The following is an 18,985-nucleotide window of genomic DNA, read 5'->3' as shown; positions in this document are numbered from 1 at the left end:
CAATACACAACATGAGTTCACAAGACCAGGCACCGTACGTCGCTGCTTGTCCAGAGTGTGACGCTACACAACAGACCGATAGTCCAAACGAAATCATCGACTTCTACCGGCGACATTACCGGGTAACAGGTCATGATATTAAGATAAAACATGCAGACACAGACCTAGACACCGGAATTACTGCGCAGGACCTCAAAGGCATCATTCGCCAACTCGAAGAACACCACCAAAATGGTGTTCCTGTCGGTATCATCGCGGCGGTGATGAACGAACGAGGCCTGTCAGTCAAAGAGACGTTGGATCAAATCCACGAGATAAGAATGGGTGGTGGACTATACGAACCACAGGACGACCACTTATGCGCATTTTAGACCGGCTTCAAAATCGATTTTCCCGGGTTATCGGATACGGGAGGTGAAGCTCGACACTCTGAGTAATATTCGCCTACTCCGGAATATCAGTAAGATCACTATCTCCGGCATGGATCAATCGTTCCGACGGAATATTTGACTTGCTGAGATTTACTACCTTATGAATCGCCTCAGATCAAGCTTTGAGCTTTCTGTTTCGACAACACGCTTTGTAGACACCGAATACATGTCCGTAGGAAGCGCCGTCTTCATCTTTGAGATTCCTGCTACCCTAGCAAACTACTGTTGACGCTGTAATTCTTCGGCTCCCCACAGATGGGGCTTCTGTGAAAAACCAGAATTAACAGACGGTACTCTGACGACGTGATCATCTTCCACCACGAGAAAATACGTCATCTGTTCAGCGTGCTGTGAACCCTCAAGAAAGACGGCTTTCGGGCGTCCTTCAGACGCTTACCCATGGTGGAATATATATCTCCTTGTACCTGACCATGTAGTACAATGATACGGAGTAGTCTGCGTGCTGTCGCCCCAATTGCTACCTTCTGAGGCTTGTTTCGCCTATTTCGGAATCGCCAGTAAAGTCACAGGCCTTCGCTCAAAGGTGAAGGAAATTGATCAGCCTTTTACTCCCTAGCCTACTTCACGCTTCAGGGACTAGCAGAACTCTCATGGAGTCACAGGCGCGTCTTTGGGCCATCCTAGCCCTCATTCGGAAAAGTCCCTCTGCAACACGTACAACGACGCGTTCGCATTACGATTGTATCTGAATCCGTACGATTGGTAGGAATGTTCTCGAACCCAGATAGGTTTTGCTGTTTCCTCACCTCACGCACTCTCTGGTTCCCCGCTGCTTCAAGCTGAATAACATGAATACCGTACAAGCCGTCGGTATGTTCGAGGACAGTCCGTTCACTTCGTGTGCCACGAATCTCGAACGCAGTTACACAGTTCGGCTGTAGACCTCGTTTGGTATTGCTTATAATAGTGCTATATAGTACTGCCCAGCTCTTTTGGGTAGTCATCTCTAGAATCGTAATGTATGACACAGTGGAACGAAGCCCAGACGAAAGCTGTAAGCCCGGATATTACTGAAAAGTCGAATGCGTTGCCAGCGAGATATTTCACTGATATAGAAATTCTTGAATTGGAGAAAGACAAAATATTCGGCCAGTACTGGGTTTATGCCGGTCACGCAAACTGCATCAAAGAAGCAGGGCAGTACTTCACTCGATCCGTCGGCGGTCGTGGGTTGGTTGTCCTCCGTGACGACGATGATTCAATCCAGGTGTTCCACAATGTCTCAGCACGTGATGGCTCAGAGCATGTGCCAGAGGCTCCAATGGATGATCCAAGTCGACTCGATACTGGCGAGCTTGATGATTTAGATGACGTACGCGTGGACTCAATTGGACCACTCATCTTCGTCAATCTGAGCGACGATCCGATGCCACTTGACGAACAGGCTGGCGTGATGAAAGATCGTCTGGAAGCGCTTCCACTCGGCAAATACGAACACGCAAATCGCATCGTTTCGGAGGTTGAGTGCAACTGGAAGGTATTCAGCAGCAACTATTCAGAGTGTGACCACTGCCAAGCGAACCATCAGGACTGGGTAAAAGGGCTACGGCTTAAGAAATCTGAACTTGAAGTCAACGACTACCATTGGGTGCTTCACTACAAACATAGACAGGATGTCGATGATGAGCTACGAATTCATGACGAACACGAAGCTCAGTTCCACTACTTCTGGCCGAACTTCACGGTCAATATGTATGGTACCGCCGACGGCTACGGCACATATATCATCGACCCGATCGACACCAACCGGTTCCAGCTCATCGCAGACTACTACTTCGAGAGTCCAGAGCTCTCCGAGGAAGAGATGAATTTCATTCGAACAAGTCGTCAACTGCAAGAGGAGGACTTCGAGTTGGTTGAACGCCAGTGGGCAGGACTGCAAACAGGTGCACTTTCACAAGCACAGCTTGGGCCGAATGAACATACTGTCCACAGATTCCACCAGCTCGCACAGGACGCCTACAATTCATAGATGATATGAGACAGCGGCCAGCATTACTTTACGCTGATCAACTACCCTGAACCTCACAGTGCGGGGTACTTCGGGTTATTCTTCGTTATTCCAATCCCCACTCAGCTCTGTACGTCACATCTTCGTACGAACAGTGGAATGGCTCTCTATAAATTGCCTCGGGGCTCAAGTTTCGAGGCTTTCGCATGGATTCCCGTTCTAACCGCTGAGAGCGGTAGTCGAATATTCGTCATTCATATTCAATGTCACGCAATCCAAGCGCACATCTATGGGTGCGTCTCTGTCGACCTGTCTAAGCAACTGTGATATTGTTGATGCCCAAATCCACACCCAGGACTGTTCTGTGCTTGGCCTCTGATTCGGGCGTTTCGTCGTCCCTCACTTTTCGCATCGAAAGTGGAGATACCAATCACCGTCACGATATTGCAAGCTCCATCTGAAACTGGAAGTCATCGTTTTCAACGTACATTCCCAAAAGCATCCACAAATTCGTTTGAGACAATGGATCGCCTCGGGACCAGGCCTCAGGGTATTCGTCTTGGCAGCCCGTGAAGTATATACCACAAACCATCAGAAGAACAATTATTAGAAGACACAAGCTGTCCACTATTATTCATTCTCAAGAATCCATTTTTGTGATTTTCCAAGTAGACCATAGATATAAATATGGTCGCCCAGAGAAGATGAATGGAGTATTACAAACGATGTCCATGGACGCTGTCGTCTTTAAAGGCGAACATGAGGTCGCAGTCGAAGAAGTTGAAGAACCGGCAATCGAACATCCAAATGATGTAGTAATTGACATCACAACGTCATGTATTTGTGGGTCCGACCTCCATATGTACGAAGGGAGGACGGCCGCGGAACCGGGAATCGTATTTGGACACGAAAATATGGGTACCGTGACGGAGGTCGGAGACGCAGTCAGTAGCCTTGAAAAAGGAGACCGCGTTGTCGCCCCGTTTAACGTTGCTTGTGGATTCTGTGAGAACTGTGAGAGCGGTTACACAGGTTTCTGTACGAACGTTAATCCTGGCTTCGCAGGTGGGGCATATGGGTACGTCGCAATGGGACCATACCAAGGCGGTCAAGCCGAAAAACTCCGCATCCCATTTGCAGATTTCAACGCGCTTAAACTTCCAGAGGGAAGAGAACACGAAGATTCGTTTGCCTTACTGGCTGACATCTTCCCGACTGGCTGGCACGGTACAGAACTCGCCAATCTCGAGGCAGGCGACTCCGTTGCGATATACGGCGCTGGTCCAGTCGGATTGATGGCAGCGTACAGTGCGAAGCTTAAGGGTGCTTCTGAGATTTACGTGGTGGATCGCGTCCCGAGCCGCCTTGAACTCGTAGAAGAGCACTGCGATGCAATCCCGATCAACTTTGAGGAAGGCAATCCTGTCGAACAAATCAAGAACCTTCATGGCGGTGGTGTTGATAAAGGCGTCGACGCTGTCGGTTATCAGGCGATTGACCCAGATAAGGAGGGTGATGGTGCATATGACCCAGCTCGTGAAAATCCGGCCATCGTTATTAACAACCTCATCCGGACTGTTCGTCCAACTGGTGAGCTCGGGATTCCTGGTCTGTATGTGCCTGACGACCCTGGCGCACCCGACGACATGGCTGCACAGGGCCGCCTCGGCATCGACTTCGGCCTCCTCTTCGAGAAAGGTCAAGCTCTCGGCACCGGCCAGTGTAACGTCAAAGAATACAACCGTGAACTCCGCGACATGATTATTTCAGGTCGAGCTGACCCCAGTTGGGTCGTCTCGCACCGTGTCGACCTAGAGGACGCGCCAGAGATGTACGAGAAATTCGACAATCGTGAAGAAGGCGTCACAAAGGTTCTGCTGGAACCCTAATTCCACCGAATTCGTTCTCCTCTCTTCCAGATTTTACCGATACTTCTATATTCCTAAATAGGATACGAGTGTACATGTGTCAATACTGTAGCTTCCGATACCATGATGGCTGGACTCAGTTGTTGGAGTACGACGACGTCTACCAGACTGTTGTTAGTGTAGAGTCAGAAGCAACCTACGGGTTCCATGATTCGTGGGACGAACTTCGCGAGGAAGTCGGCTACGGCGCTACCTAATCTGATTAGTCGGAATTGCGGGGGAAGGGATCCTCAAGATCTTCCGCAGCTTGTTCTTCAGCTGTCGCCAAACAGTCGTCAAGTTCTGCAGTCAGGTCAACTTCATTAAGGTCACGCCCAATGAACACTAGTCTGGTCATCGGTTCGTCGTCCCCCCACCGGCCAATGGGGCCGGCCTGTACTTCCGGGCCCGCCTGACTTATACCAAGAACAGTCCCTGGACGACTCGATATCCACGCGAATCCTTTCGCGCGAATGATATTACCACGCCATTCGTCAAGCCAACTGTTGAATCGTGTTGGATAGAACGGCCGATCCCGATAATAGACAAACGATTCTACCCCATGGGCAGTCGCTGCCGAAACTGCTTCACCACTATGCTTGTGGCTATGGTCATGGTTCTCATTGCCGGCTTTGTCCTGACCGTTGGCTAGAGCTCGTTTCCAGCCTTGCTGCCGTTTCGCTTCCTCAAAGTCGAATAGACCAGTGTCAAGCACATCATTTGGGTTTATTTGACTGTATCTCGTCCGGTGAATTTCTGCACGTGGCTGAAGTTCCTCAATTGCCGCCTCAACCGCGTTTAGCGCTTTTTCAGGAACCATATCACACTTGTTCAGTAACAGCACGTCGCAAAACTCGATTTGATCGACTAACACTTCCGTCAATGGACGCTTTGGGCCGGGCACAGAGTCCGGAAGCGATTCCTCGGGATCGAACGCTTTCCAGAATCCATAGGCGTCAATAACGGAAACGGTAGTATCTAGATCGAAGCGGTCTGAAAGGCTCTTTTCCTCCAAGCCGACCGTTAGTGATCGAGCGATGGGAATTGGTTCGCTGATCCCCGAAGCTTCAACAACAAGGTGATCAAACGATCGTTGATCAGCTAGACGGGTTACCTCCGTCACTAAATCTTCTTGAAGGCGACAGCAAATGCACCCATTCGAGAGGTCGATAACCCCCTCTTCTGTCTCGTCTTCGACTAACTCTGCATCGATGTTCACTTCGCCCATATCGTTGACAATGACGGCTATTCGCCTCTCTCCAGAGTTTTTTAGTAGTCGGTTGACTAATGTTGTTTTACCTGCCCCCAGCGGACCACATATAACCGTTATCGGAATGTCTTCTACTGATTCGTGCATAATGTATAAAAACTCATGACGGTGCATAATGAAACCTCGGTTGGAGCGTTTAAATGTAAATATACTGAGTAGATATGGGCTCGCTCCTTACGCCGGCTTTTCAACCTGATAAGTTTTTAACCAATATAAACGTACTAATCTCAACATTAGTTTGTCAGTCAACGGATGCTGGTTTACAAATCTCCTCATCCATTGCTGCATTTCAACGGTGAGGACAACACGGAGCGGGCAAAACACGAGGTTAAGTCTGTCTTTTTACGCGTAGCGAAGAACATGACGCTCTGACCGGCCTCAGTAACGATCCCGAAAGACCGGACAGAAAGTCCGATTAACCTACCCGAGGAACCACCGTGTACGATATCGTACTAGAATAAGGCGTTCTCGCTGCTTGGTCACAGCACAACATCTAGCGACTTCCAAAGAATAATAATCTACGTATGCAGCTTACACAGTATAGACAGATGGCGAGACTTTGGCTAGATAGTATTAGGGCTGCGGATCTCGAAACCGTCGGTGGCAAGGCTGCCTCACTGGGAGAACTCACAGCAGCGGATCTGCCGGTCCCACTAGGGTTCGTTGTGACCGCAGGAACCTACCGTGCGTTCATCGAAGACTCCGGAATCGACGACGAGCTTTTCGAAGCGGTCGACATCGACCCCGAAGATTCCGGCGCGCTTGCGGAGGCACAACAGCGCGCTCACGATCTCATCATGGGAACGGAGCTCTCCGAGAGCGTCCGCGAGGAGATTCTCGAAGCCTACCAGTCGATCGGCGACGACGGTGAGGAGGCGTTCGTCGCCGTCCGGTCGTCGGCGACGGCTGAGGACCTCCCCGACGCCTCCTTCGCGGGCCAGCAGGAGACATTCCTCAACGTCACCCAGGAGAGACTCCTGAACTGCGTCAAGGAGTGCTGGGCATCGCTGTTCTCCCAGCGTGCCATCTACTACCGGAACCGACAGGGATTCTCGCACGACGAGGTGGACATCGCGGTCGTCGTCCAACAGATGGTCGACGCTGAGAAGTCCGGCGTGATGTTCACCTCCCATCCGTCGACGGGTGAACCACAAATCATCATTGAAGCCGCATGGGGGCTCGGCGAGGCGGTTGTCTCCGGGGCAGTCTCTCCCGACAACTATATCATCGACCGCAAGTCCGGAAGTGTCGAAGAGGTGACTGTCGCCGACAAGAAAGTAATGCACGTCAAAGACCCGGAAACCGGCGAGACAGGTGAGCGCAATGTCCCCGAGGACAAGCAAGAGGTGCGTGTACTCTCAGATGAGGAAATCGCTGCGCTCGTCGAACTCGGTGAGCAGGCCGAAACCCACTACAGCAAGCCCCAAGACGTCGAGTGGGCTATCCACGACGGCGAAATATATATGCTTCAGTCACGACCCATCACAACCATTAGCAGCAGCAGTTGTGAGGGAGCTGAAAGTGATTCTCTTACTAACAGCGGGACTGAGGGCACTCGGGGCACCAATGACGTTTTGTTACGCGGACTGGGTGCCAGCCCCGGTATCGTCTCCGGGCCAGTTAGTACCGTCACGAAAGTCGACCAGTTCGACAATATTGCGGAGGGCGATATCATCGTTACCGAGATGACGATGCCCGATATGGTGCCGGCAATGAAACGTGCTGCAGGAATTGTCACCGATGAGGGTGGAATGACCTCCCACGCCGCCATCGTTTCCCGAGAACTTGGCGTTCCCGCTACCGTCGGTTGCGGGAGTGCCACTAACCAGCTCAGTGACGGGCAGACAGTTACTATCGACGGCGATAAGGGCACAATTCGCGAGGGAGGAAAGACCAGGAACATCCAAGAGCGTGAACCAGTCAGGGAGATCCGTCCGAAGACGCCGGTCAAACCGATGACCGCCACCGAAGTGAAGGTCAACGTCTCCATCCCCGAGGCTGCAGAACGCGCGGCGGCGACGGGAGGCGATGGGATCGGTCTCCTCCGTATTGAACACATGGTGCTCTCACTGGGTATGACGCCCGAGCGTTATATCCACGAGAACGGCGAGCGTGCCTATGTCGATGAAATAGTTGAAGGTGTCTGTACTGCCGCCGAGGAGTTCTACCCACGACCCGTTCGCGTTCGCACGCTCGACGCGCCGACCGACGAGTTCCGTCAACTCCCTGGTGGCAAAGACGAACCTGACGAACACAACCCGATGCTCGGCTACCGAGGCATCCGTCGGAGCCTCGACAAGCCCGACATCTTCAGACACGAACTCGAAGCGTTCCGCCGTCTATTCGAAATCGGCTGTGACAACGTTGAGCTGATGTTTCCGCTAGTCAATGACGTCGAGGATGTCTCCCAAGTCAAGAAACTAATGTACGAGGCAGGTATCGACTCTGACAAGCGCGAGTGGGGCGTGATGATCGAGACGCCTGCGTCAGCGCTCTTGGTCAAAGAACTCGCGAAGACCGGCATCGACTTTGTCTCGTTTGGGACGAACGACCTCACCCAGTACACTCTGGCGATTGACCGCAACAACGTGCGTGTCGCCGACCGGTTCAACGAACTTCACCCGGCCGTGCTGGAACTCATCGCGTCGGCCATCGATACATGCAAAGAGTTCGATATAAGGACGAGCATCTGCGGACAGGCCGGCTCGAAGCCGAAAATGGTGCAGTTCCTCGTCAACGCCGGCGTTACCTCGATCTCGGCGAACATCGATGCGGTGCGCGACGTCCAACATGAGGTCAAGCGTACGGAACAGAAGCTCGTCCTCGACTCGATTCGGTAATATACGAAAAGTGTGGCCATTCCGAAAGCTGCGTCCACTGCCTCAAGCAGTCGTACCGCGAGTAATCGTCACAGTCGGTGTCCCCGACGCTGACCTGACGAGGGGATTATCCCAATACGCGTGAAGATAAGCCATTTCCTCACAAATATCGTTACTGACGGCAGTAGTCGTCGTAACCGTAGCATCTTCAGTAGCGATGGTGACATCGTCTCCATCCTCGATTCCTCGTATCGCAGCATCGTGTGCGTTCAATACGACTTGGTCGTCAATCATCTGCACGGGATCGAAGCCGCCCGTCCGACCACCAACGATGAGGGTGAGTTCACCGTCTTCCGTTTTTGATGTCGCTACCGGATTAAGACTCACAAACGGTGCCTTGCCATCACGTGTTTCGAACCTATGGCGATACAGATATACATCGGCATTCACCGGCCAACGTTCATCAGCCACATCAGAGAGATCACGAGATAGGAGATTTACCAGTCGTAGTTCGTCAAAAGCGGCCTCAGGAGTCGCAGATGCGAACTCGTCCCCAATGAGCCGTTTGCCGAGCGCTGCTAAAATCGAATAATCCGTTCGAGCCATGCAGGGTGGTGACGCCGTGACCGCCGGGATGCGTAGTTGAACTCCTCGAACGCCCCGTTTCGCCCAGATTCTGTCCGTGCTTCATGCATCTGCTTTGCACACTAAGAGCACGGAATCGCACGGTCGCTTCCGAGCACGAGCCACGTATCCTTTTCTGGCACAAAAATACTTACAACTCCTCTTTGACTACAGTCACGTCGCGTCGTCAAATGCAAACCGATGTGAGATCCCATGACTCGGTGTAACGCTCTCCATCGATAAAGAAGGCTGCTGTCCCAATAAACCCACTTCGAGCGCCGGGGATGAGGTCACCACGGATGTTATCAAAAATGACGTTGTATTCAGTTAGCATTCACCAACTCCCGCGAGAACCTCACAACGCTCTCGATTCATCGGTATTGACGGCGATAATCGGCCATCGCGTGCGCGTGTTCCCGTTGATCATGTTTGTCCCTGTCAACGCCCAATTTGACTCTCGAACCTCGTAGGCTACTCAATGTCCTGAGAACGCGACGCCAGGGTTCACGATGACCTCTCTGATCGGGCCATCGTATGGAGTTTTTCGCCGATTCTACGTATTGATCGTGACGCTCTGACGAATCCGATTGGCGATTTCGGCTCTAGATACCTTGGAGTTATTCTCTTTCCACACCCTAGTGAGGACGAGATCTAACAGATCCAGTCGCTCCAATAGTTGTCGAGCTTCATCCCGGCCGATGTTCAGCTCACGCGTGACATCGTGTACCGTTATCGAAGATTCGACTGCGTCGGCAAGTGAATCGATAGTCACCCCGTCGGGGAGTCCAATTCCGTCAGCAATGAGCGGCTGGTTTCCGACATCCTCCACAGGGTCGTATGTTTTTGAGTCCATTCCGTCCATCGTTTCGTCCGGCTGTTGTTCGACAGTAGTCGATTCGGAATCCTCCTCCGGAATCTCCGTGATATCTGCGTCTACCGTCAGCGAGGTATCACAGTCATCCCGTTCCAATGTCGATACGTCCTCGCTGTTGGAATTAAACGCGGTATTGTAGGAAGTGGGTTCGTGTACACCTGCTTCGATCATATATCGGCGGACGGTCTCTGAGGAGACATCCATCTCGATTACTTCGGCCATCTCGATGAAGGTATCGCACGATTCGAAGAGCCGTTGTAAATACTCAGTGTCTTCGTATGGCAGGAGATTCTCGTTTCGCACCGCGCTGAGATCGCTTTCATGGTCTGATTTCCCCTCGGCCACAGGAGTATGTGCAGCCCCCGGACGGGTATTGGCTTTTCGTTCGTCCGTCGGTTCATCCTCCCTACCCGTACTCTGAGTCGGTTCCACCGTCTCTTCTATATCGTACTCGCCGATTTGCTGTGCTTTGTTCTTCCTTGCAGTGGTTCCCTGTTGTCCCGCCCCATCGTCGGGGGCGATGGTCACGATGGACGTCACCAGAAGCGTCCCATCTTCGATTCGCACGCTCTCTGCTTCTTCGACCGACACCCGATCGTTTTCGATACGGTCCGCTGTCGGAAGAGTAGACGATGGAAAGTCGATCTGCAAGCTACCGTCCTCCCGTATCGTCGCGGCCGTCGGCACGAGAGCGTCCTCTGAGTGGCTATTCAGTGTCGCACACAATGGAATGGCGACATCGACGGTAGCGCGTAGCGCCCCATTCGACTCGGGATCGTCTGGTCGAGTCGCCTCTACGTGCTGTATCTCTGCCTGCCCCGACTCGTAGTGTTCGAGTACTTGGGAGAACCACCAGAATGTGTCACTTGCTACCATGAGACTGGGTATTCCAATGGAGTACCTAGATGGGGAAATAGGTGCGTCATAAACTATCCGTGTGTTTAAATAGCCACTTCAGGTCAAACTTTCACGACGGCGAATCCGTTTTCCACAGAAGTACAAAGTGAGTGCCTCGGGACGTGACCTCGAGGCGGTTTACATAGCCATCGAAGCGGTTTCGGAAAGAGATTACTTGAGAACTAATTGTTAGCAATGGACCTTCTCTGAAGGCTGCTCAACCAGTATAGATAAACATTATTGTGCGCTTGCGGGGGTGAATCCTCGATAGGGACGGTATGACCGAACGAACGGTAACACCGAGACGACCACATTTACGAAGCCGTGCTTTCGGTCGAGTTCGACGACCATTCAGGGTGTGATCGTAGGTGAGGTATGACTGAGAATGGATCCCTGGTCGAGTCGCCTCTAGATCGGTCGCTGAGGAAGAGTGAGAAAGAGGCATTAGAATCACACGCTCGGCTCCAGTCGATAATGCTCCAGAATCCGATGTCCGACTCCGAACACGGTGAGATAATCGAGACTGCGATGTTCATCGGATACGATTAGGTGACAGCCGTGATCTGCTTCGTAAGTCACGGCTCGAGGGTTATCTTCCAGAGTGAGATGGAGGATAACATACTCGCCAACGGGTCACTCTCCAGTGACAATGAAACGTCGGTCAGGTCGCTCCCGCCGACGTTCCGAACCGTGATGGACTCCTCGATTTGGGCACCCTTCGGCACAGCGAGGGTTACGAGTCCAGAAAGCACGAGAACCGGTGGGAGCGCGTCCATCGACACCTCTGCTTTGAAGGATTCGACCGCTTCCGCTGGCTTCCAGACGACCGTGTTCCCCTCGACCAGCGCGATAGCCATGTGCCAGAACGGGATGGCGACCGGGAAATTCCATGAGGTGATACAGCCGACGATGCCTCGTGGTTTCTGCGTCTCCGAGGTAGGTACTCATGATGGCAATCGCGGGGTTGCTTTGATGTTGAAGGTATTACTCAAGTATTAGATGTCGATTTCCTGTAAACAGCGTCGGGGCAAGCCCCGACGCTTCCCCGAGGGTTGGGGTGAACACCTCCTGCCCGCCTCGGACTGGTATCCTCACGTGGCGGACGAGGAGTCGGGGCGGCCTGTCCACGCGGCCCGATGCCGCCCGTCGCGGCCCACAAGGGACATTTTGAGAGGCGACACATCCCTTCGACTCCAAACGGTCGCTTTGGAGTACGGTTGTTACTCCGCGTCACGACCGTAAAACGGTTATACGAAACGTTGGTAGTTAAGCGTTCATGTCGGCTTCATCTCCGAGGTCAAGTGGTTCGAGAGAGCGAATCTCTCTCGTCATCCCGGAAGACCGAAGGTCTTCCGAACGACCTCAGGGCACTCGCCTTGCTCCGCCTGTAGAAACTAGAGGAGGGTCGGCCTTCCTATCGACCGTGGTTCGTGTTGTAGAGTATCGGATTTCCGATCTCAAGGGTTGGAATATCCGCCTTGAGAAGTGACAAAATTAGACACGCAGTCAGCATCGCATAAAACTGCTTCTTCAAATGACTCATCGGCATCCGCTTCTACCTGTATAATAGAGACGTATTTGTGGCGCTGATCGAGCTTGATCTCTGAGCCACAACTAGCACAGGATGCTGTTCTTGATGTGTCCAAAATACGGGTTGAAACATGTACAAGCTGTTGTTCCTCTACTGACTTTCCTCGTTGAAGAGCATTACTCATTGTCAACCACGATTGTGTACGATACATATGTAACAAGCGACCACGACACATATTGCTACAGGAGCGAATGGGCATGTCGCTTTATTTCTCTAACTGGAACAAAAGTGAATAAATCCCTACTCAGTTCGAACTCCATCGAGTGGCAGTCTCTGCCGTAATCAACGTTGTTTTGTCTTCGCCTCCATGACGAGGCTATATACGATGGTACATACCAGCGTCATTGGATGTGGAAAGATGGGTGGCGCCCTTGTGAGGGGACTTTCGAGAACTGGAAATCACACCGTGATTGCATGCGATGTGGATCCGAATGCCCTTGAAACAGTATCGGAACATTGCTCGAAAACAACGACGAGTATCGACGTTGCAACTGAGCCAGATGTCGTGTTTGTTGCCGTGAAACCCGATCTTGTCGGAGATCTCGTTACCGAACTCGATCTCTCGCCAAATCAAACGCTAATTTCCATTGCCGCGGGTGTTTCAACGACCACACTGAGAACGAAGACTGACGCAACGGTTATTCGATTGATGCCGAATCTTGCAGCCGAGTCAGGATCAATGGCCGCAGCCGTCGCTGGAGCGGAGATTTCCGATGACATTAGATCACTACTTGATGATGTCGGCGTATTCGTCAAGATTGACGAAGAACAAATGGACATCGCAACCGCGGTTAATGGAAGTGGACCTGCGTTTGTCTTTTACTTACTTGATGCAATGAAGCAGGCTGGCATGAACAGCGGTCTCAGTCAACAGGATGCGAAGATACTTGCTGCACAGACATTCAAAGGAGCTGCGGAGACGGTGCTTCGCTCCGACGAAACCGTGACTGATCTGATAGACGCCGTCTGCTCACCCAAGGGAACGACGATCGAAGGAATGGAAGTGCTCTGGAACAGCTCTGTCGAAGAGACCATCACGAAGACAGTGGCAGCAGCCGAAGAACGATCTAAGGAGTTGGCACCTGAATATGGCGATGAATAATACCGTCGAAGCGCGGACGCTCGACCAATCGAGACAGCAAGCAGCCGCAGCCGAACGAATCGTCCTCAAAGCTGGAACAAACTCACTCACGGACGAAACGTCGAGCCTCGATGATGAAAAGCTCAATAAACTCGTTGACGATGTAATGGAGTTACGTGAGCGCGGGAAAGACGTATTGTTCGTCTCATCTGGGGCGATCGGGGCAGGGAAGGGTCGGATTGGCTACTCCAATGATACTGTCGAAGAATCGCAGGCCCTGTCGACTGTGGGTCAGTCCCATCTCATGCGTCGGTACACGGAAAGCTTCGAACGCTACGATCAAAAAGTCGCGCAAATACTGGTAACCCAGCACGATCTCGACGATACAGAACGGTTCACCAATTTCAAAAATACCATTGACACGCTGATAGAGTGGGATATCGTACCGATTATTAACGAAAATGATGCAGTCGCAACCGAAGAGATCCAAATTGGTGATAACGACATGCTGTCTTCATCGGTGGCGATCGGTGTCGATGCTGATCTGTTAGTCACGCTCACCGATGTCGAGGGCGTGTATACCTGCAACCCGAAAGAAAATCCCACGGCAGAGCGCATCGAGGCAGTCGGTCGCAACTACGGCAATATCCAACAGATAATCGACAAAAGCGCGACTGCGACGTTCGGTGGCATCCAAACGAAAGTAGCGGGTGCACGTTCAGTGAGTGAACGTGGCATTCCAGCCATTATTGCACAGTCGACGAAAGACGATATCGTAGAGCGAATCGAAGATGGGAAAGCAGTGGGAACGATATTCATTCCAACGAACGGAGTACACGAGGACGATGATTGAAAAAAGCACAGGAACAAAGGTTGAAGAAGCACAGACTGCCGCACTCCAGCTCGCCAAGATATCTGACGAGGATCGATCGAATGCATTGCATGCAATCGCGGATTCGATCGCTGCGAGGCAGGATGAGATTCTCGAAGCCAACGAAATGGACGTTCGCGAGGCGAAAGACCTCCTTGCGGCAGGAGAGTACAGTCAAGCCCTCGTCGATCGGCTCAAACTCTCCCCATCGAAGCTCGAAAATATTACAGAGATGGTTCGAAGCGTTGCCTCCCAGGACGATCCACTTGGGAAGACACAAACGGCACGAGAACTCGATGAAAACTTGGAACTCTACAAATGCACAGTTCCGATCGGCGTTATTGGAACAATCTTCGAATCGCGACCTGATGCGCTCGTCCAGATTGCTGCTCTCGGTCTCAAATCGGGGAACGCAGTGATACTGAAAGGAGGCAGCGAGGCAAGTCATTCTAACAGAATACTCTTTGAAGTCATCCAAGAAGCAACAGCCGAAATGCCCACGGGCTGGTCACAACTCATCGAGGCACGAGCAGACGTCGATACGTTGCTCGAAATGGATGATTCGATCGACCTTCTCATGCCACGAGGCAGTTCAGAATTCGTGCGATACATTCAGGACAATACAAGTATTGCTGTCCTTGGCCATACAGAGGGCATCTGTCACGTCTACGTTGATGACAAGGCAGATCTCTCGATGGCGACTGAGATCGCATACGATGCAAAAGTACAGTATCCTGCCGTGTGTAACGCGGTCGAGACACTCTTAGTCCACGAGAACGTGGCTGCGGATTTCCTGCCGAAGATAGCCGAGCGATATATCGAAGCAGATATCGAGATGCGAGGTGATGAAGCGTCACGTGCGATCGTTGAAATGGAACAAGCAAGCAGAGATGACTGGACTACGGAGTACGGTGATTTGGTCATTTCAGTCAAAATCGTTAGCTCGCTCGAAGAAGCGATCGATCATATCACCACGTACGGATCGAAGCACACAGAATCAATCGTAACCGAAGATTCGGATCGTGCGAGTTTCTTCATGCGTAGCCTCGATTCGGCAAGCGTGTTCCACAATGCCTCGACTCGATTCAGTGACGGATATCGGTACGGACTCGGAGCTGAAGTCGGAATCAGCACCGGCAAAATACACGCCAGAGGACCAGTGGGGCTTGAGGGTCTGACGACCTATCAGTATTATCTCGAAGGAGATGGACAGGTCGTTGGAACTTATTCTGGCACAGATGCAAAGCAGTTTACTCACGAGGACTACGAAGAATCCTGGAATCCAGGTTCGTTATTTGAGCGATAGTTTATCCGGGCGGAGAGGGGCTAAAACCCCGTGCTTTAGCGCGGAGATACAGCACCTGCATCCGTGATATTAAGCGGTTTGATACCATCCCGGATGGTAACCGAGGCGGTCTACAGAGAAGCAAGGCGAGTGCCTCGGAGCGTGACCCCGAGGCGGTTCACTGGACACTCAAGACAACTCGAATACCCTGACCTCTCGATAACCGCTCCGCCCACGCTTACCACTACCCCTCAACCAACCCACCGCTCACAACTTCTTGCATCCCGTGGACAGTCATATTGTGACGTCAGAGTAGCCATCAACGTCTTCAATGGAAGTAGTTAGCACTTTTAGACATTATATCGAAGGATTTTCGTTTTTGGTTAAATAGGTCGATCGATCATGGTCGCCTCCATCATCGTCTGCTTCGAAAGAGTGGGACAAAAACGCGAATCTCAGGATGCTTGGACGTCTCGATTCCTCGTATGGGTGTTACGTTTGTGAGTAGTCTCTTTTCCCTTCGTCTTCGCTCATCTCCCGTTGCCGGACGTACGATTCGAGCTGGCGACGGTCGTCTTGACGCCAGAACAGTTGTGTCTCTCCGTCCGTCCGAAGATGACCATGGGTTTCAAAATACCTTACTCGATCTTTGAACATAGTCTGTAGGCACTCGTGCGCGAATAAGTGACACCGAACTGATCATCTAACAGCTGTATCACAAGTGGAATACTCCATTGTTCAGCGTCATTGCCAGCATTTGCAGGTGGCTCGCGCAGTAGCTGTAAGTCTTTTGATTGTTCCTCACGATCGAATTTCGGTGGGCGACCCGAACCTTATATCGGGCTGCGCCGCAAACCGGCTCTTCCTCGAATCGTTGGAGCCAATTATACACGGTCTTTCGGGAGAGTCCGTACCACTTGGCTAACTCCGTCTGCGAGACGTCCTGTTTGCGGGCGATCGCGTCTATGAGCCGCTTCGTTGCGTGGCCGTCATTCGCGTCATCAAGTGCATGCTGCGGTTCATCGGTTGAGAATGTCTCCAATCAATGATTTGCTGAATACAACAAATAAAATGGGTAAATAATTTTGTGACAGAGAAGGATTCTCCAATCCTTATAATAAATAATTATCCAGTGGATATAACCAAAAGAGGTAATTTTAACTTTCGTCTTATGTACTGTCAAAACAGAGGTTCTCAAGACGCGTTTCACATTCACTAAGCGACGCATTGAGTTCAGAAACGATAGCTTCCAGGTCTTTGTCTGGTGGAGCACTATGTGGTGTCGGTTCACTCAACTTTGAATTGTCCGGTTGTCTGTGCTGGCTACTGTTACTGCTGTCGTCAGTAGTTAATAGTCAATATAATGGGAACGTCTAGGTTGAACTAGGCTCAGGTACGTTGCGCTATTTATCCGTGCGTGAGTAACAGCGTTTTCGCGCATCGGCAAAGGAAAAGCGTGACTCAACGAGCTCGTGCTCTTCTAACCGATTGAGTGCGTACCGGATCGTCCGCGGAGGGAGCAAGGTTTCTTCATCAAGTTGCCCTTGGGTAAATGTATCGTTGTATTCGAGCACTTTGGCGACCAGCTTGGCGCTTGGTGGCAGTTCGGAGAGTCTCTCGATAACCAGACTCTCTGTTTGATCATGTTCATCCGTCTGTGCAGGATTGGGTCGCTGCATTATACTAATATGAGGAGACTTGCTCCGGGTCTGAGTCTCTCATGGGAACGCTCCTGCGAACGGAGAGAGCGCGAAGAGGACTGTCCCCATTGCGAGCACGCCAAGCAGCAAGAAGACGGTGTTCACGAGGGTACTGGCAGCACGAAGGCATGAAAGTGAGATCCGCCGCCGAGAGAACGGGAGGAAAGGCTGGATACCGCTGACCGTAATGATATCGCCGGCGAGATGGACACAGATGGCGAGAACGCCGATGACAAACCTTCCTGTCAAAAAACACCAATGGGTGAGTATCCGACGCGAGCATATAAATAGAGTAACGTCGAATAAATATTCATGACCTGTGATGATTCAGCACATGTTAGTGGAGTTGTAATACAGTTAGCGATTTCAGAGAGTCATTTTGCAATTAGAGATGTTCAGGATGAATTAGAACGAAATATCAATGAAGGAGTAATTAATGGAGTTCTTGTTCAGTTAAAGAGTGATGGTTGGATTGAGAAAGTCAGCGACAGTCCATTTGGGAGATGGAAAACAGGCCCCATTGCCCATGAATATGGAAATATGGTGAAATTTGCAAAAAAATCCGAAGGAGAAATTCCAGTGCTCCCCGATGAACAACTCAAATAAAATCTTCGAAATAATCAAAGATAAATAATTTAGCTTAATGGTAGAAAGTTTGATAGTATAATCGGCATAGATTAAGGCAAGTTCACGAATTGACCGGTATCACGCTCACATATCCATAGTATCGCTGTCATGGATTCATTGGCCATGATTTCAGTTGTTCAATCCATACTGACCGTCTGTAGCATTAGTATCAAATTTTTATAATCCTATTAAACTTACAAATAAAGTATAACAGGTACTCAATTTTTACTGAGCAGCAATGCCTCCATCAGCTACATGAACTTCTCCAGTCACATACCCTGCTGCATCGCTTGCAAGATAGACTGCGATATTTGCAATTTCTTCTGGATCCGCAAATCTATTTTGTGGGATTGTTTCAAGAATATCTTCCCGAATACTCTCATTCTCGCGAACACCCTTCGTGAAATTGGTTTTTACGTACCCCGGGGCAAGTGCGTTGACACGAATATCTGGTGCCCACTCGACAGCAAGACATTTAGTCATTCCTACCATTGCATGTTTAGATGCAGTATATGGTGTCTGATATGGTAATGCAACGACCCCTCCAACACTGGCAATGTTTACGATAGATCCATTTCCGTCTCGCTTGAACACGCGTTGACCAAACTCACGGGTACATTGGAACGTTCCAATCACGTTCACCGACAGGATGGATTCCAACGTCTCAATGTCGAGGTTACATGCATTCCCAAAGTATGGATTCACACCTGCGTTATTGATCAAGATATCGACATCCCCAAGGGTAGCTTCAACTTCATCGAATAATTCTTCAATTCCTCTTTGTTTGGTTATATCTAATGGATAGGCAAGTGTGTCGCTTCCAGCTGCCTCAATCCGATCGGCAGTTTCGTCCAATGCTCCTTTAGATCGAGCCACTGGGACGACATTAGCACCAGCCTCTGCCATCGCGACGGCGATAGCTTCGCCAATGCCGCGGCTTCCTCCAGTGACAATAGCAACCGAGTCTTCGAGGTCGAATACGTCAAGTCCCATGTAGGGAGGTATTATTGGAGTGTGCATAAAATTTCGGCAATAT

At 51.0% G+C, this 18,985-nt stretch carries 18 protein-coding genes and 2 pseudogenes; 10 read left to right on the top strand and 10 right to left on the bottom strand.

Annotation, left to right across the window (positions count from 1 at the left end; genetic code table 11):
• Positions 1–11 precede the first annotated feature (11 nt).
• On the top strand, positions 12–371 hold the full coding sequence (locus LIW51_RS19975) for a hypothetical protein (protein WP_227378190.1): 360 nt from the start codon (positions 12–14) through the stop codon (positions 369–371).
• 1,042 nt (positions 372–1,413) lie between these two features.
• On the top strand, positions 1,414–2,424 hold the full coding sequence (locus LIW51_RS19970) for an aromatic ring-hydroxylating oxygenase subunit alpha (protein WP_227378189.1): 1,011 nt from the start codon (positions 1,414–1,416) through the stop codon (positions 2,422–2,424).
• Positions 2,425–2,719: 295 nt separating this feature from the next.
• Here the strand turns inward: LIW51_RS19970 and LIW51_RS39305 are convergent.
• Positions 2,720–2,890, bottom strand: a pseudogene (locus tag LIW51_RS39305) (RNA-guided endonuclease TnpB family protein); the annotation flags it as partial.
• A gap of 244 nt (positions 2,891–3,134) precedes the next feature.
• Between LIW51_RS39305 and LIW51_RS19965 the strand changes: the two are divergent.
• Together LIW51_RS19965 and LIW51_RS19960 are read left to right on the top strand one after the other, a co-directional pair.
• Complete coding sequence (locus tag LIW51_RS19965) at positions 3,135–4,292, top strand: glutathione-independent formaldehyde dehydrogenase (RefSeq protein ID WP_227378188.1); 1,158 nt, start codon at positions 3,135–3,137, stop codon at positions 4,290–4,292.
• Positions 4,293–4,366: 74 nt separating this feature from the next.
• A complete protein-coding gene (locus LIW51_RS19960) occupies positions 4,367–4,528 on the top strand; it encodes a hypothetical protein (RefSeq protein ID WP_227378187.1) in 162 nt (53 codons plus the stop codon).
• Positions 4,529–4,533: 5 nt separating this feature from the next.
• On the opposite strand, the gene LIW51_RS19955 is transcribed toward LIW51_RS19960, so the two are convergent.
• The gene (locus LIW51_RS19955) at positions 4,534–5,694 is read right to left on the bottom strand and encodes a CobW family GTP-binding protein (protein ID WP_227378186.1); all 1,161 of its coding nucleotides are present in this window, start codon (positions 5,692–5,694) and stop codon (positions 4,534–4,536) included.
• Between the two features lie 434 nt (positions 5,695–6,128).
• Between LIW51_RS19955 and ppsA the strand changes: the two genes are divergently transcribed.
• Positions 6,129–8,420: a phosphoenolpyruvate synthase gene (gene ppsA / locus LIW51_RS19950; RefSeq protein WP_227378185.1), complete on the top strand. Its 2,292-nt coding sequence runs from the start codon at positions 6,129–6,131 to the stop codon at positions 8,418–8,420.
• 42 nt (positions 8,421–8,462) lie between these two features.
• On the opposite strand, the gene LIW51_RS19945 is transcribed toward ppsA, so the two are convergent.
• Both LIW51_RS19945 and LIW51_RS19940 read right to left on the bottom strand, forming a co-directional pair.
• Positions 8,463–9,005 (bottom strand): molybdopterin dinucleotide binding domain-containing protein, encoded by a 543-nt coding sequence (locus tag LIW51_RS19945; RefSeq protein WP_227378184.1) that lies wholly within the window; start codon positions 9,003–9,005, stop codon positions 8,463–8,465.
• Positions 9,006–9,576: 571 nt separating this feature from the next.
• Complete coding sequence (locus LIW51_RS19940) at positions 9,577–10,773, bottom strand: DUF8073 domain-containing protein (protein WP_227378183.1); 1,197 nt, start codon at positions 10,771–10,773, stop codon at positions 9,577–9,579.
• Positions 10,774–11,169: 396 nt separating this feature from the next.
• Here LIW51_RS19940 and LIW51_RS19935 point away from each other — a divergent pair, with 396 nt between their 5' ends.
• Positions 11,170–11,343: a hypothetical protein gene (locus LIW51_RS19935; protein WP_227378182.1), complete on the top strand. Its 174-nt coding sequence runs from the start codon at positions 11,170–11,172 to the stop codon at positions 11,341–11,343.
• Positions 11,344–11,369: 26 nt separating this feature from the next.
• Here LIW51_RS19935 and LIW51_RS19930 read toward each other — a convergent pair.
• Positions 11,370–11,720, bottom strand: a pseudogene (locus LIW51_RS19930) (aldehyde dehydrogenase family protein); the annotation flags it as partial.
• A gap of 531 nt (positions 11,721–12,251) precedes the next feature.
• The gene (locus LIW51_RS39995; RefSeq protein ID WP_438267399.1) at positions 12,252–12,509 is read right to left on the bottom strand and encodes a DUF7576 family protein; all 258 of its coding nucleotides are present in this window, start codon (positions 12,507–12,509) and stop codon (positions 12,252–12,254) included.
• 201 nt (positions 12,510–12,710) lie between these two features.
• On the opposite strand from LIW51_RS39995, the gene proC reads away from it, so the two are divergent.
• Genes proC through LIW51_RS19915 form a run of 3 tightly spaced genes read left to right on the top strand, consistent with a single transcriptional unit; the run spans position 12,711 to position 15,643 of the window.
• Positions 12,711–13,487, top strand: a complete 777-nt coding sequence (gene proC / locus LIW51_RS19925; RefSeq protein ID WP_227378181.1) for a pyrroline-5-carboxylate reductase — start codon at positions 12,711–12,713, stop codon at positions 13,485–13,487.
• Positions 13,480–14,319, top strand: coding sequence for a glutamate 5-kinase (gene proB, locus LIW51_RS19920; protein ID WP_368411851.1), 840 nt, complete (start codon positions 13,480–13,482; stop codon positions 14,317–14,319). The genes proC and proB overlap by 8 nt, the downstream gene beginning before the upstream one ends.
• Entirely contained in the window at positions 14,312–15,643 is a 1,332-nt protein-coding gene (locus LIW51_RS19915; RefSeq protein WP_227378179.1) for a glutamate-5-semialdehyde dehydrogenase, read from the top strand. The genes proB and LIW51_RS19915 overlap by 8 nt, the downstream gene beginning before the upstream one ends.
• Before the next feature lie 694 nt (positions 15,644–16,337).
• On the opposite strand, the gene LIW51_RS39300 is transcribed toward LIW51_RS19915, so the two are convergent.
• The 3 genes from LIW51_RS39300 to LIW51_RS19900 form a co-directional block, all read right to left on the bottom strand.
• Positions 16,338–16,664: a helix-turn-helix domain-containing protein gene (locus LIW51_RS39300; RefSeq protein ID WP_227378178.1), complete on the bottom strand. Its 327-nt coding sequence runs from the start codon at positions 16,662–16,664 to the stop codon at positions 16,338–16,340.
• A 361-nt stretch (positions 16,665–17,025) separates the two neighbouring features.
• Positions 17,026–17,301 (bottom strand): MarR family transcriptional regulator, encoded by a 276-nt coding sequence (locus LIW51_RS19905; RefSeq protein WP_227378177.1) that lies wholly within the window; start codon positions 17,299–17,301, stop codon positions 17,026–17,028.
• A 39-nt stretch (positions 17,302–17,340) separates the two neighbouring features.
• The gene (locus LIW51_RS19900; protein WP_368411850.1) at positions 17,341–17,592 is read right to left on the bottom strand and encodes a metal-dependent hydrolase; all 252 of its coding nucleotides are present in this window, start codon (positions 17,590–17,592) and stop codon (positions 17,341–17,343) included.
• 42 nt (positions 17,593–17,634) lie between these two features.
• On the opposite strand from LIW51_RS19900, the gene LIW51_RS19895 reads away from it, so the two are divergent.
• The gene (locus LIW51_RS19895) at positions 17,635–17,928 is read left to right on the top strand and encodes a hypothetical protein (RefSeq protein WP_227378176.1); all 294 of its coding nucleotides are present in this window, start codon (positions 17,635–17,637) and stop codon (positions 17,926–17,928) included.
• A gap of 246 nt (positions 17,929–18,174) precedes the next feature.
• Here LIW51_RS19895 and LIW51_RS19890 read toward each other — a convergent pair whose 3' ends face one another.
• Entirely contained in the window at positions 18,175–18,942 is a 768-nt protein-coding gene (locus LIW51_RS19890) for an SDR family NAD(P)-dependent oxidoreductase (RefSeq protein WP_227378175.1), read from the bottom strand.
• Positions 18,943–18,985 lie beyond the last annotated feature (43 nt).

Origin of the sequence: Haladaptatus halobius, from assembly GCF_020618475.1 — an archaeon.
GTDB lineage: Archaea > Halobacteriota > Halobacteria > Halobacteriales > Haladaptataceae > Haladaptatus > Haladaptatus halobius.
Note: the sequence above shows the minus strand (reverse complement) of the source record. Positions and strands in the feature narration are given on the sequence as shown.